An 11,758-nucleotide genomic window follows, 5' to 3' on the forward strand; every position below is an offset into this window, starting at 1 on the left:
GTGTCTTTTCTGACGTTTCCGTCGCTCGCGCTGCTTGCCAGCGGGGTGCCTCCCAAGGCATCGGCAAAGGCGTTCGGGCACGTCAGAAAGGGCATGTTTTTCGGGTTCGGCATGCCTTCAGTTTTGCCCCGCGCCAACGGGTCATTCAACAGGTAATCCCATTTGATTTCTTCATAGAGGCACCTATGGAACAGCTGCAGCTCGCGCTGCTGGGGAGGCTCGACGCGCCAAGCGTCGTGGACCCGAGATTGATCGCCAAATGCACCACCTACCGCGACGCGGTGAAGCTCTGCTGGGAGTTGCGCCGTGTGCGCAACATGACGAAGTCGCAGCTCGCCGAGCGCGCCGGCCTCTACGCGCCGCACGTCACCACCTACCTGCGCGACAGCAAGCGCCAGCGCGATCTGCCCGGCTGGGCCGTGCGCGGCTTCGAGTGGGCCTGCGGCAATACCGCCATCTCCCAGTGGCACAACGTCGGCGCGAAGCTGGCGGTGGTCGAGGAGATGTCCTTCCTGCGGGCCGCGGCATGAGCGCCAGCGGTAAGCTCCTGGCGCTGCTGCGCGCCATCCACGAGCACGCGCCGCTCGACGGCACGGGTGTCAGCTACACCCAGATGTCGGCGATCACCGGCATCCCGTACCGGCTGCTCATGGCGAAGACCTCGCACCTCAAGGCGCGCGGCCTGATCGAGCGCGCGAACCCCGACGCGCCGAATCGAGACCAGGCCTTCTTCCTCGCCACATCCGCCGGCCGCGCGCTGCTGGCACCGCCGCCGGCCGAGCCGGTGATGGGCGAAACGATGGTGGCCGCCGCGATTCGCGCGCGGCCGGCGCTCGCGACGGTGTGGGGAGCCGCGTGATGGAGTACTCGGAGTTCCTCCGCTCCAAGGTCCAGGTCGCGCAGTCGCTGGGCTTCGAGATCACCGACAGCGACGTGAACCCGCTGCTGGCGCCGTTCCAGCGAGCGACCGTGCGCTGGGCCGTGGCCGGCGGGCGCCGCGCCATCTTCAAGCGCTTCGGCCTCGGCAAGACCTTCGACCAGATCGAGATCGTGCGCATCGTGCGCAACCACGCCGGCGGCATGGGCCTGATCGTGCTGCCGCTGGGCGTGCGCCAGGAATTCCTGATCGACGCACTCAAGCTGGCCACCGGCGACGACCCGAAGTTCTCGGACGCGCAGCGCGCCGAGCTGGTCGCGTGGCAGGCCGCGGGCCCGGGCCGCGTGCCCAAGCTGAAGTTCGTGCGCTCAATCGATGAGTGCGACGACCCCGAGGGCATCTACCTCACGAACTACGAGACGGTGCGCGACGGGAAGCTGGACCCCGAGAACTTCACCGTGACCAGCCTCGACGAGGCCGACTGCCTGCGCGGCTTCGGCGGCAGCAAGACGTTCCGCGAGTTCATGGCGCTGTTCGCTGGCGATGACCGGCGCAACATGCACCGGCGCGTGCGCCGCGGCGGCGTGCCGTACCGCTTCGTGGCCACGGCGACCCCGAGCCCGAACGAGTATGTCGAGCTGCTGGCGTACTGCGCCTACCTCGGCGTGATGGACGTCGGCCAGGCCAAGACGCGCTTCTTCAAGCGCAACAGCGAGAAAGCCGACCAGCTCACGATCCACCCGCACAAGGAGCGCGAGTTCTGGCTGTGGATGGCGAGCTGGGCGCTCTTCGTGCAGTTGCCGTCGGATCTCGACCCGAGCTTCTCCGATGAGGGCTACGTGCTGCCGGAGCTCGATGTCCGCTGGCACGAGATCCCGAGCGACCACAGCGAGGCCGGCGCCGACTCGCGCGGCCAGGGCCTGATGTTCAAGCACCAGGCCATCGGCGTCGTCGATGCCGCGCGCGAGAAGCGCGACAGCCTGCCGGCCCGGCTGGCCAAGCTGCAGGAGATCCGCGCCGAGGACCCCGCGGCGCACCGCGTGATCTGGCACGACCTCGAGGCCGAGCGCCACGCGATCGAGCGCGCCATGCCGGAGGTGGTCACCGTTTACGGCTCGCAGGAGCTGGAGGAGCGCGAGGCCTCGGTCATCGCGTTCGCGAATGGCCGCATCCGCGAGCTGGCGGGCAAGCCCGTGATGCTGGGCGCCGGCTGCAACTTCCAGCGGCATTGCCACTGGGAGGTGTTCCTGGGCATTGGCCACAAGTTCAAGGACTTCATCCAGGCGATCCACCGCGTGCAGCGCTTCCTGCAGGAGCACACGGTGCGCGTCGACCTGATCTACACGGAAGCCGAGCGGGAGGTGCGCCGCAACCTCGAGCGGAAGTGGCAACAAGACATCGAGCTGAGGCAAAAAATGAGCGAGATCATTCGCACCTACGGGCTGTCGCGCATCGCGATGGCCCAGACCCTGGCGCGCGCAATGGGCGTGCCGCGTGTCGAAGTCGCGGGCCCGGGCTACACGCTGGTCAACGAGGACTGCGTGCAGGAGACCCGCCGCATGCCCTCGGACAGCGTCGGCCTGATCCTGACGTCGATCCCGTTCTCGACGCAGTACGAGTACTCGCCGAACTACGCGGACTTCGGGCACACCGACACCAACGAGCACTTCTTCGAGCAGATGGACTTCCTGGTGCCGGAGCTGCTGCGCGTGCTGCAGCCCGGACGGGTGGCCGCCATCCACGTCAAGAACCGCATCGTGCCCAGCGGCATGGTGGCTGGCGTCGGATTCCAGACCGAGTACCCCTTCGACCTCGACACCGTGGCGTGCTTCCGTCGGCACGGCTTCCACTTCGTTGGCCGCAAAACGATCGTGACTGACGTGGTGCGCGAAAACTCGCAGACCTACCGCCTGGGCTGGACCGAGCAGTGCAAAGACGGCTCGCGCATGGGCTTCGGCATGAACGAGTACCTGCTGCTGTTCCGCAAGGCACCGACGGACGCCTCCCGCGGCTACGCCGATGTGCCGGTGGTGAAGGACAAGGCGAAGTACTCGCGCGCGCGCTGGCAGGTCGACGCGCATGGCTTCACGCGCTCGAGCGGCGACCGGCTGCTGCAGCCCGAGGACCTGGTCGGCATGCCGGCCGACGTGATTTTCAAGCTGTTCAAGGCGCACTCGCTGCGCGAGGTCTTCGACTTCGAGCACGACGTGCGGATCGGCGAGGCGCTGGCCGCCAAGGGCATGCTCCCGCCCTCATTCATGCTGCTGCAGCCGCAGTCCTGGCACGACGACGTCTGGACTGACATCACGCGGATGCAGACCCTGAACAACGCCCAGTCGGCGGCCGGGCGCGAGATGCACTTGTGCCCGATGCAGTTCGACATCGCGGACCGAGCGATCACCCAGTACTCGAATGCCGGCGACGAGGTCTACGACCCCTTCGGCGGCCTGATGACGGTGCCGTACCGGGCCATGAAGCTCGGGCGGCGCGGCCGAGGCTGCGAGCTCAGCCCCAGCTACTTCGCCGACGGCGTGCTCTTCTGCGAGTCCATGGCGCGCGAGCTCAGCACGCCCAGCCTGTTCGACCTCATCGAGGTCGATTCCGCCGCGGAGGTCGCATGACGTCTCTCGCGATCGCTCGCAATCTGCGGAAGGGAGGCTGATGGCCCGCGCACGCAACATCAAACCCGGGTTCTCCACAAACGAAGATCTCGCGGAATGCTCCTTCCAGGCGCGGCTGTGCTTTGCGCTGCTGCCGACGCTGGCAGACAGGGAAGGGCGCCTCGAAGATCGACCGAAGCGCATCAAAGGTGAGCTCTTCCGTTTCGATTCACTCGATGTCGAGCCGCTGCTGGTCGAGTTGGAGCAGCGGGACTTCATCCTGCGCTACGAGATCAACGGGCAGCGCCTAATCCAGATCCTCGCCTTCGGCAAGCATCAGAACCCTCATCATCGGGAGCCGCCGAGCACGTTGCCAGTGCACCCGAGCCTGAGGCTTGATGGGGATGGCAAGTACTTCAAGCCTGAGGCCGACCCACCTTCCGATGAAGGTAAAGCCTCGGTCGAGCCTGAGGCGGATGGTGCATCGGAAGTCGATGAAGCCCCGGGCAAGCCTGAGGCCAGCCCAGGGCTTGCCCCCCCAAGAGACGACTTGGCAAGGGGGTCTAGCCGTGCTGATTCCGGATCCCTGATTCCTGATCCCCCTTCCCGGATACCGGATTCCGGAACCCTGATCCCTGATCCCGGACTGTTTGCGGGGGCGCCTCCGGCACCGCCGCCGCCGGCTGCACCGCCGCCAGCCGCGAAGCCGCGCAAGGCGGCCGAGCCAAAGCCCGAGGCGCCGACGGTGGGGACCTGGAAGGCCTACGCGAACAGCTACGAGGTCCGCTACGGCGTGGCGCCGCTGCGCAACGCGATGGTGAACGGGCAACTGGCGAACCTGGTGGCTCGAATCGGCGCCGAGGAGGCGCCGGCCGTGGCGGCGCACTACGTCCGCAGCAACAACCAGCGATACGTCCAGGCGGGCCACTCCGTCGGAATGCTGCTCATGGACGCGGAGAAGTTGCGCACCGAGTGGGCGACCGGCCGCCACGCCACGGCCACGCAGGCGCGCCAGGCCGATCAGACCCAGACCAACGCCAATGCCTTCGCCGGCATCCTTGCCGAGGCTCGGCAGAAGGAGGCCCATGGCCAGCATTGAGCTCATCCAGGCCGTCGCGGTGACTGCCGAGCTTTGCGGGCGCACCTTCAGCGAAGCCGCGGCGCGGATGTTCGTCCAGGACCTATCGCTGTACCCGGAGGCGGCCGTTCTCGGCGCGCTGACGCGGTGCCGGCGCGAGGTACGCGGCGTGCTGACGGTGCAGGACGTGGTCAGCCGTCTCGACGATGGCCGCCCGGGCGTCGATGAAGCGTGGGCGATGCTGCCCTTCGACGAGCAGATGTCGGTCGTGTGGACCGACGAGATGTCGGCCGCGTTCGGCGTGGTGCGCCCGCTCCTGCGCGAGGGCGACCGCACCGCCGCGCGCTTCGCATTCCGTGAGGCGTATGCGAAGGCGGTGAACGCTGCGCGCGACGCCGCGCGGCCGGTGTCGTGGTGGGCATCGCTCGGCCATGACCTAGAAGGGCAGAGCGCTGTCTTGCGAGAGGCGGTCGACAAAGGGCGCCTCACGCTCCAGCAGGCGCAGGAGAAGGTGCCGCAACTGCCCGGCGCCGCTAAGGTGGCGGCCCTCGCGCTGGGCGCCATCGCTCGCATCGAGGTGAGCCATGACCACTGAGACCGACGGCCGGCAGTACCGATGCCTCGTGAACTTCTGCCCCATGACGGGCGGCATTTTTCTCGCAGGGCCGCATGCGCCTGGCATCTGCTGCTACCACTACGGCATGACCGGCCGCGAGGTCGAGCGCGTCACCCAGATCCTGCTGGACTGGGAGTGCGTGACCTACGAGATCAACGCCTGTCGCACGGCTCACCTGAAGGTCGAGATCGACAAGGCCGCCCTGGCCAAGGCCTGGACTCGACTGCAGCCGGCGCTCGGCGGCCAGTACGCGGCCGAACTGGCACCACCGGTCGACTGCAGCTATGGGCAGTGGGGACATCGGCTCGTGAAATTCGTGGAAGCCCGCGTGCGCGAGGCCATCCAGAAGAAGCAGGAGCCATCCCCTGTCGCGCCGTTCGAGGAATTCGAATGATCGAGAAGGCCATCACCCTGCACAAGCTGCTGCGCCTAGGGGCGCTGGATCCTGATGACGCCCGCGTCATCTGCGGCTGGGGCCCGGACGTGTTCCACGAGGCGCTGCATTGCGGCATCGAGTTCGGTCTCGTTGCTTGGTCGCGCCACCCGTCGAACCACCAGATGACCCACATCGCGGCCGCTTTCGATGGCCGTCTCGCCGAGGCGCGCGCGTTGACGCGGGCGATTCCCACCACCAGTCAAGTGCGCGTCGCGCGCGCATCGAAAGGAGACCTGTGATTCTTCAATTCCACGTGCCGGGCCAGCCCTACGGCAAAGGCCGCCCACGCATCGGCAAGGTGGGCGCCCATGCCCGCATGTTCACGCCCGAGAAGACCGTGAACTACGAGAACCTCGTGAAGTACTCGGCGCAGCAGGCCATGGCCGGCGCGGCGCTGATCGAGGGGGCCTGCGACGTCAAGCTGCGCATCGACTGCCAGATCCCGGCGAGCTGGTCGCAGAAGAAGCAGCGCGCCGCGGCCGCCGGCGAGATCCGACCGACAAGCAAGCCCGACGCGGACAACGTCATCAAGGCCGTATTCGACGCGATGAATGGCGTGGTGTGGAAAGACGACGTCCAGGTGGTCGACATCGCGGTGTCGAAGTTCTACAGCGTGGCGCCCGGCGTCGGCGTGCGCGTCGAACTGCTCGGCGCCGACGCGCCGGCGCAGGTGGACCTACTCGGAGCTGTGGCATGAAGCGGCTGCGCGAACGAATCCTGGACTGGGCCCGCGGCCGCCGGCCCGATGTCGTGATCGGCGGCGAGGAGCGCCCGTACCTCCGCCGCTGGTGGCTGATCCCCCGCAACCCGATCTTCAACGTCTACGTGCACGAGTTCCTGCGCAGCGACGACGACCGAGCCCTGCACGATCACCCATGGGTGAATCTGAGCGTTCTGCTCGAGGGGCAGTACACCGAGCACGAGATCCTCGCGGGCGGCGTGCACCAGAAGACCGTGCGCAGCGCTGGAGATTGGCGCTTCCGCCGCTCCGGCCGCATAGCCCATCGCATTGAGCTCACGCACGGGCGCTGCTGGACGCTCTTCATCACCGGGCCGCGGTACCGGCACTGGGGATTTCATTGCGAGCGCGCCGGCTGGGTGCACTGGCGGCTGTTCACGAGCGACGACGGCCAAGACGTCGGGAAGGGTTGCGACCAATGACGAAGCCATCTGCCATCCTCATCATGAAGGCCCAGCCGCTCGAGGCCTGGAGCGAGCGCGACCTGTCCGTCGTGCGCCGCTTTATCTTCGACGGCATCCGCGGGCTCAATGCCCAGCACGAGGCGCGCTGGCGCCGGTTCTGGGGTCGCATCTGGAAGGCCGAGCCTGGCCAGGTCTTCCAGCTCGACAACGTGGTCGAGCGCTCGGGCCCGTTCCACCGCATGCACATGGGCATGGAGCAGCGGCTGTTCGAGAGCCAGGAGCGCTGGGGCCAGCTCGAGCCCTTCCGCAACTGGCTGAAGACCGGGGCAGGGTGGGGCGAGTACCAGCGGCACGACGGCGGCCCCATGAAGTTCGTGCCGCGCAGCACCGCCTACGAGCACTGCAGCGACGACGAGATGCGCGAGGTCCACGAGGCCATGGTGGCGTTCCTGCGCACGCCCTACGCGCTGCGCCGGCTGTGGCCGCATCTTCCCGAGCCGCGGCGCCAGGAGATGCTCGAGACGGTGCTGGCCGACCGCCGCGAGGGAGCCGGAGCATGAAGGAGCGCTCGATCGCGCGCCGCGCGCCGCACCAGCACCGCGATCCTGATCGCGTTCGCTCGACGCCGACCCCGTCGACTGCGTTCCGGATGCCCGCAGCGATCGGCGCCGCGCCGGCGCCCGCGCGGCCGAAGACGGCGCGCGCTCGGAACCCGCACCTGCTGGGGATGGTCCGCGGGCGGCCGTGCCTGCTGCTGGTGCCGGGCATCTGCGTTGGTGGCACGGACACCACCGTGCCCTGCCACAGCAACCTCATCCGGCACGGCAAGGGCCTGGCCCGCAAGGCCAACGACCAATACCACGTGCCCGGCTGCGTGGCCTGTCACCGGTGGCTCGACCAAGGGCCGGCGCCGGCTGAGAAGAAGCTGGCCACCTTCATGCGCGCGCACGCCGACCAGGTGCTGCACTGGCGCGCTGTGCTGGCCGACATGTCGCTGCCGCAGCGCGACCGCGACGCCGTGCGCTGGGCCCTCGATCTCCTCAACGCGACCCCGGTGGTCCTGTTCACCCCATGAGCGCCGCCCTCACGCCCAAGCAGGCCGACGTGCTCGCGTTCATGCGCGAGTTCTTCGCCGAGAACGATCAGCTGCCGGCCGGCCCGGAGATCGCGCGCCATTTCGGCTTCCGCAGCCCGAATGCCGGCTTCGAGTACCTCATCGCGCTCGAGAAGAAGGGCTGCATCGAGCGCAACGCCGTCGGCCGGTACCGTTTCACGAGGAGCACGCCGTGCACCGACGCCGCGAGCCAAAGCTGAGCCTGCTCGAGCGGGCCGTGATCGAGAAGCAGTGGCACAGCACCACGGTCACAGCCCGCATCCACACGCTGATCGGCAACAGCAGCGAGGGCATGGTCAATGCCGCCGGCCGCGTCTTCTTCGTGGTGCTGGGCGCTGCGGTGGCCGAGCACAGCGATGCCGAGCAAGTCGACATCCGCATCATCCGCGGCGCCGTCAACTCCGTCTTCGACCTGGCTGGCCAAGAAGACATTTCCGATGAGCGCCGCGCCTCGATCGACAGCGGGCTGCGCGCGGCCGAGCGCCTGGTGCCGACCTTCGCGCGCCGCAGCCTGACCGATTCCGCGTGCGAGCTCGAGCTGAAGCTGCGCGGCCACCACGTCCACATGAGCGACTTCGCCGCGGTGCTGGCGAACCTCGCGCCCCAACACGCCACTCCCACCACCGGAGCCCGATGAACCAGAAGCCACCACCGCCGCAGCGCCGCAACGTCGGCGAGCTGGTCTACCAGACGATCCTCGACCTGCACAACGCCGGCCGGATCGCGACGCGCTCCGTCGTCAAGGAGATGACGGGCCAGAGCTACAGCGTGGTCGACGACCACGTCAAGCGGATGCTCGAGGACGGCCGCCTGCGCCGCGTCGCGCCCGGCGTCTTCGAGCCGGTCGAGGATCTGCCGCCGGCGCAGGCCATCTCGCTGACCGTGCTGCCCAACGGCATGGCCAAGCTCGAGGTCGGCGACACCTGCCTCGACCTCAACCCTTCCGACCAGCGCCGCATCGGCTCGCTGTTCCGTGGCAGCGCCGAGGAGCTGGCCGGCCTGCAGAACGCGCGCGAGCTCGCCGACAGCGTGGCCGAGCTGCGCCGGCACCAGGTCGCGGCCGCGGCGCGCGAGAAGGACCGCGACGACGTGCTGCGCAAGCTGCAGGGCATCCCCGAGCAGACCGAGATCACCTTCACATAACCGGCCGCGAGGCCACAACCCCGGGCTCCGGCCCACTTCAACCAGGAGAAGACCATGAACCTCAGTTCCACCAGCGGCCTAACGATGGGCCGCGCCATCCCCGCCATCCCCGCCGGCGACGCCCAGCCGCGCGAGCGCGAGATCCCCGACCTGCTTGGTCAGCTGAAGGACGCCGCGGAATCCGCGTCGACGTCGCTCGGCATGCTGGTTCAGCGCATCGGTCCGGTCATGCGCGCGGAGGGCCCCTCGGCCACCGGCAGCGCCGTCGAAGGGCCGGCCTACACCGATCTCGGCGGCGCGCTGCACGATGTGCTGCGGCGCGTGCGCGGCCTCGACACGCAGGCCCGCGACGCTCTCAGCCGCCTCGAGCTGCCCTGAGGAGCACGCCGGCATGATGCCCAGGAAGAAACTCAACCCCAGGGGCTTTGCCGTGGGAGTGCTGATGCGCGCGGTCGAAGACGCGGCGCTGGCGCCCGTGCGCGCCGAGGCCGAGCAGAAGCTGACCGCCTGGCTGACGGCGGCCAAGGCGCGCTACCAGGAGCGCTGCGGCGACAGCATCCCGAACGAGGCGGCCGAGGAGTGCGCTCAGACCTGCTACTCGCTGAACTGCATGACGGGCGCGCCGGGCCACTACACGCCGAGGCCCTTCGCCGAGTGGCCGGACCCGGTCGAGGCGGCCGATGAGGACATGGCGCGCTGGGCGCAGCCGGGGGCTGCCGCGTGACGGTCATCGTTTGGGACGGCAAGACCCTGGCCGCCGACCGAGAGGCCGGCACCAGGTACATCAAGTGCACGCTCATGACCAAGATCCAGCGCCTGGCCGACGGCCGCCTGCTCGGCGTGGCCGGCGACGCCGCGCTGGCGCGAGAGCTGGCGGAATGGGTGAAGGCCGGCGCGAAGCCGGACAGCTTTCCGGCCGAGTGCCGGCCGGGAAAGGCCAACACGGCCATGGTGATGGTGATCACGACGGCCGGGCGCGTGCAGGTCTACGAGTCCGGCCCGTACCCGCTGGAGTTCCTGAACGACCGGCACGCGATCGGCGCCGGCACCGATGCCGCGCTGGCGGTTTTGGCCCTGGGCCATGACGCGGAGACGGCGGTGCGGATTGCCAGCGAGGTCTGCAACGGTGTCGGCGGGGGCATCGACATCCTGCAGCTCGCCGGCCACGTGTCGGCACCCCAGTAGGGATTGGGCGCGCAGTGGGGCGGCCAGAAGATTCGGGCCTGTCAACACATTGAGGCCCCCATGACCACCACCGTCCACATCGCCATCACCGGCAACAAGCAGGTCGCCGTCGAGACCGAGTCCGGCGCGACGCTCCTGCAGCCCGGCGCTCACCATGCCTTCCTGGTCCACGGTGACGGCGAGATCAAGATCCGCGAGCACGGCGATTTCGTGGGCGCGCCCGAACTGCCGCTGGTGCGCACGCTCCAGCCCGCGCCGAACGCCTGATCACCGGCAGGGTCCGCCGCGCGTGCGCCGCGCGGTGGCTAAGCGGGCGCGCCCGACCTGGCCGGTGACCAGCACCACTCCTCCCCGCCATGGCAAGGGGTTCCCGCCGATAGCCGCGGCACACCACCTCGGAGGTTCTCCCTCATGGCTCACGCCCGTTCGTTCCGCTCGTTCGCCGTTCTCGTCGCTGGCTGCATGCTGGCCGTGGCCGGCGCCTGCTCCACCGCGTTCCACCAGGCGCGCTGCATCGTGGTCGCCGCGCGCGACTTCGCGATCGAGACCGCGCGAGCCGTGGTGGAGAAGTTCGAGCAGCCGGCGCTGCGCCTGGCCGCCCGCCCGGTCGATCTGGTGCAGGCCTGCGCCCACGCCTTGAGCCTGGCCAAGCGCGAGCGGCCCCGCCTCATGCCGGGCTGGCACATGTGCCCGTCGACCTGATCACCCCGAAGGGCAAGCCGCTGTAGCAAGAGCAGGGCCGGAGGCAACCGCTGACCTTTCGAGAATCGCCCTCTCTGTCAGAGAATTGACCTTCTAATGTTTTGGAGGGTCGATGGTTGAAGATGAAGACGCGAAAGTTCGGCGCAACTTGGTCGCTGTGTCCTCTGTAATCTTGCTGCTGGCTTGGCTCGATGTGCCGCTTTCGGCTATTGCTGGAAGACTTCTCGGCGAAAAGCCTGAGTCCGCCACTTTTGTATTGCCAGCCTGGAAAGTTTGGTTAGCAGGTTTGGTACTGCTGAACTATTGCCTCGTGAGGTACCTGTACTCGGATGAGGCAGAAAAAGGAAGGAGTGCGCTTGCGATCGCTCAGCAGGCGCGGTTTGCGGAACTTCTAGAAAGGCATATCGCTCGACTCGGCCGCGCTATCGAGCGACGAGCGCTCCCACCAGGCGCGTTCCGTGACTCCATCAATTCGTTCATCGAGCAAGTGGGGCGCAATCGTGGTCGGTCCGACGACTTTCGAACGGCTCGAATTCACGCGAAGCTGTCCCGTGCCAGTGGAGGGCCGCCAGCACTTGGACTGGACCACAATCTGTCGATCGTTCTATCGTTTGACAGAGACCTGGGCGCTAATGCCACCAGGAGCGTCACTCGCTATTCGATGAGTCCGCGGTTGAATTGGTGGATGAATCGGCGCGCAGAAGTGGAGGCCGCCGTACTGTCGAAGGGAGCTGTCGCGCATGCGTGGCCGCTGGGGATCGCTGGCGTGGCGGTCGCGGTAATACTCTGGAAGCTTGGGCGCGCAATCCTTGATCTGCTGATCTAGGCGACCCCCACTAAGGTTCGCAAGTTCGCACCGCCCCG

General features: G+C 68.0%; 20 protein-coding genes. All 20 read left to right on the forward strand.

Annotated features, from left to right (window positions below):
- Nucleotides 1-185: 185 nt before the first annotated feature.
- A complete protein-coding gene (locus INQ48_13820; GenBank protein ID QRF60221.1) occupies nucleotides 186-530 on the forward strand; it encodes an XRE family transcriptional regulator in 345 nt (114 codons plus the stop codon).
- Nucleotides 527-859: a hypothetical protein gene (locus INQ48_13825; GenBank protein ID QRF60222.1), complete on the forward strand. Its 333-nt coding sequence runs from the start codon at nucleotides 527-529 to the stop codon at nucleotides 857-859. The genes INQ48_13820 and INQ48_13825 overlap by 4 nt, the downstream gene beginning before the upstream one ends.
- Nucleotides 856-3,498 (forward strand): DNA methylase N-4, encoded by a 2,643-nt coding sequence (locus INQ48_13830; protein QRF60223.1) that lies wholly within the window; start codon nucleotides 856-858, stop codon nucleotides 3,496-3,498. Before INQ48_13825 ends, INQ48_13830 begins: the two co-directional genes overlap by 4 nt.
- Before the next feature lie 40 nt (nucleotides 3,499-3,538).
- Nucleotides 3,539-4,576 carry a hypothetical protein gene (locus tag INQ48_13835; protein ID QRF60224.1) on the forward strand — a complete coding sequence of 346 codons (1,038 nt, stop codon included), beginning with the start codon at nucleotides 3,539-3,541 and terminating at the stop codon, nucleotides 4,574-4,576.
- Entirely contained in the window at nucleotides 4,563-5,150 is a 588-nt protein-coding gene (locus INQ48_13840; protein ID QRF60225.1) for a hypothetical protein, read from the forward strand. Before INQ48_13835 ends, INQ48_13840 begins: the two co-directional genes overlap by 14 nt.
- On the forward strand, nucleotides 5,140-5,565 hold the full coding sequence (locus tag INQ48_13845) for a hypothetical protein (protein ID QRF60226.1): 426 nt from the start codon (nucleotides 5,140-5,142) through the stop codon (nucleotides 5,563-5,565). Before INQ48_13840 ends, INQ48_13845 begins: the two co-directional genes overlap by 11 nt.
- On the forward strand, nucleotides 5,562-5,846 hold the full coding sequence (locus INQ48_13850) for a hypothetical protein (GenBank protein ID QRF60227.1): 285 nt from the start codon (nucleotides 5,562-5,564) through the stop codon (nucleotides 5,844-5,846). Before INQ48_13845 ends, INQ48_13850 begins: the two co-directional genes overlap by 4 nt.
- On the forward strand, nucleotides 5,846-6,304 hold the full coding sequence (locus INQ48_13855; protein ID QRF60725.1) for a RusA family crossover junction endodeoxyribonuclease: 459 nt from the start codon (nucleotides 5,846-5,848) through the stop codon (nucleotides 6,302-6,304). Before INQ48_13850 ends, INQ48_13855 begins: the two co-directional genes overlap by 1 nt.
- Nucleotides 6,301-6,768 (forward strand): hypothetical protein, encoded by a 468-nt coding sequence (locus INQ48_13860; GenBank protein QRF60228.1) that lies wholly within the window; start codon nucleotides 6,301-6,303, stop codon nucleotides 6,766-6,768. Before INQ48_13855 ends, INQ48_13860 begins: the two co-directional genes overlap by 4 nt.
- Entirely contained in the window at nucleotides 6,765-7,310 is a 546-nt protein-coding gene (locus INQ48_13865; protein QRF60229.1) for a hypothetical protein, read from the forward strand. Before INQ48_13860 ends, INQ48_13865 begins: the two co-directional genes overlap by 4 nt.
- Nucleotides 7,307-7,825 (forward strand): DUF1364 family protein, encoded by a 519-nt coding sequence (locus INQ48_13870; protein ID QRF60230.1) that lies wholly within the window; start codon nucleotides 7,307-7,309, stop codon nucleotides 7,823-7,825. Before INQ48_13865 ends, INQ48_13870 begins: the two co-directional genes overlap by 4 nt.
- The gene (locus INQ48_13875; protein ID QRF60231.1) at nucleotides 7,822-8,064 is read left to right on the forward strand and encodes a hypothetical protein; all 243 of its coding nucleotides are present in this window, start codon (nucleotides 7,822-7,824) and stop codon (nucleotides 8,062-8,064) included. The genes INQ48_13870 and INQ48_13875 overlap by 4 nt, the downstream gene beginning before the upstream one ends.
- A complete protein-coding gene (locus tag INQ48_13880) occupies nucleotides 8,037-8,501 on the forward strand; it encodes a hypothetical protein (protein QRF60232.1) in 465 nt (154 codons plus the stop codon). The genes INQ48_13875 and INQ48_13880 overlap by 28 nt, the downstream gene beginning before the upstream one ends.
- On the forward strand, nucleotides 8,498-9,007 hold the full coding sequence (locus INQ48_13885) for a hypothetical protein (GenBank protein QRF60233.1): 510 nt from the start codon (nucleotides 8,498-8,500) through the stop codon (nucleotides 9,005-9,007). Before INQ48_13880 ends, INQ48_13885 begins: the two co-directional genes overlap by 4 nt.
- A 54-nt stretch (nucleotides 9,008-9,061) precedes the next feature.
- A complete protein-coding gene (locus tag INQ48_13890; protein QRF60234.1) occupies nucleotides 9,062-9,385 on the forward strand; it encodes a hypothetical protein in 324 nt (107 codons plus the stop codon).
- A gap of 13 nt (nucleotides 9,386-9,398) precedes the next feature.
- On the forward strand, nucleotides 9,399-9,731 hold the full coding sequence (locus INQ48_13895; protein QRF60235.1) for a hypothetical protein: 333 nt from the start codon (nucleotides 9,399-9,401) through the stop codon (nucleotides 9,729-9,731).
- Entirely contained in the window at nucleotides 9,728-10,192 is a 465-nt protein-coding gene (locus INQ48_13900) for a hypothetical protein (protein QRF60236.1), read from the forward strand. Before INQ48_13895 ends, INQ48_13900 begins: the two co-directional genes overlap by 4 nt.
- 60 nt (nucleotides 10,193-10,252) lie before the next feature.
- Nucleotides 10,253-10,459 (forward strand): hypothetical protein, encoded by a 207-nt coding sequence (locus tag INQ48_13905; GenBank protein ID QRF60237.1) that lies wholly within the window; start codon nucleotides 10,253-10,255, stop codon nucleotides 10,457-10,459.
- A 144-nt stretch (nucleotides 10,460-10,603) separates the two neighbouring features.
- A complete protein-coding gene (locus tag INQ48_13910) occupies nucleotides 10,604-10,894 on the forward strand; it encodes a hypothetical protein (GenBank protein QRF60238.1) in 291 nt (96 codons plus the stop codon).
- A gap of 112 nt (nucleotides 10,895-11,006) precedes the next feature.
- Nucleotides 11,007-11,720 carry a hypothetical protein gene (locus tag INQ48_13915; protein ID QRF60239.1) on the forward strand — a complete coding sequence of 238 codons (714 nt, stop codon included), beginning with the start codon at nucleotides 11,007-11,009 and terminating at the stop codon, nucleotides 11,718-11,720.
- Nucleotides 11,721-11,758 lie beyond the last annotated feature (38 nt).

It is taken from the genome of Variovorax paradoxus (assembly GCA_016806145.1).
GTDB lineage: Bacteria > Pseudomonadota > Gammaproteobacteria > Burkholderiales > Burkholderiaceae_C > Variovorax.

Coding starts and splice junctions, on each gene's coding strand:
- INQ48_13835 (QRF60224.1), top strand. CDS start 3,539: ATGGCCCGCGCACGCAACATCAAACCCGGGTTCTCCACAAACGAAGAT.
- INQ48_13915 (QRF60239.1), top strand. CDS start 11,007: ATGGTTGAAGATGAAGACGCGAAAGTTCGGCGCAACTTGGTCGCTGTG.
- INQ48_13870 (QRF60230.1), top strand. CDS start 7,307: ATGAAGGAGCGCTCGATCGCGCGCCGCGCGCCGCACCAGCACCGCGAT.
- INQ48_13850 (QRF60227.1), top strand. CDS start 5,562: ATGATCGAGAAGGCCATCACCCTGCACAAGCTGCTGCGCCTAGGGGCG.
- INQ48_13865 (QRF60229.1), top strand. CDS start 6,765: ATGACGAAGCCATCTGCCATCCTCATCATGAAGGCCCAGCCGCTCGAG.
- INQ48_13820 (QRF60221.1), top strand. CDS start 186: ATGGAACAGCTGCAGCTCGCGCTGCTGGGGAGGCTCGACGCGCCAAGC.
- INQ48_13840 (QRF60225.1), top strand. CDS start 4,563: ATGGCCAGCATTGAGCTCATCCAGGCCGTCGCGGTGACTGCCGAGCTT.
- INQ48_13860 (QRF60228.1), top strand. CDS start 6,301: ATGAAGCGGCTGCGCGAACGAATCCTGGACTGGGCCCGCGGCCGCCGG.
- INQ48_13825 (QRF60222.1), top strand. CDS start 527: ATGAGCGCCAGCGGTAAGCTCCTGGCGCTGCTGCGCGCCATCCACGAG.
- INQ48_13905 (QRF60237.1), top strand. CDS start 10,253: ATGACCACCACCGTCCACATCGCCATCACCGGCAACAAGCAGGTCGCC.
- INQ48_13890 (QRF60234.1), top strand. CDS start 9,062: ATGAACCTCAGTTCCACCAGCGGCCTAACGATGGGCCGCGCCATCCCC.
- INQ48_13910 (QRF60238.1), top strand. CDS start 10,604: ATGGCTCACGCCCGTTCGTTCCGCTCGTTCGCCGTTCTCGTCGCTGGC.
- INQ48_13875 (QRF60231.1), top strand. CDS start 7,822: ATGAGCGCCGCCCTCACGCCCAAGCAGGCCGACGTGCTCGCGTTCATG.
- INQ48_13845 (QRF60226.1), top strand. CDS start 5,140: ATGACCACTGAGACCGACGGCCGGCAGTACCGATGCCTCGTGAACTTC.
- INQ48_13895 (QRF60235.1), top strand. CDS start 9,399: ATGATGCCCAGGAAGAAACTCAACCCCAGGGGCTTTGCCGTGGGAGTG.
- INQ48_13885 (QRF60233.1), top strand. CDS start 8,498: ATGAACCAGAAGCCACCACCGCCGCAGCGCCGCAACGTCGGCGAGCTG.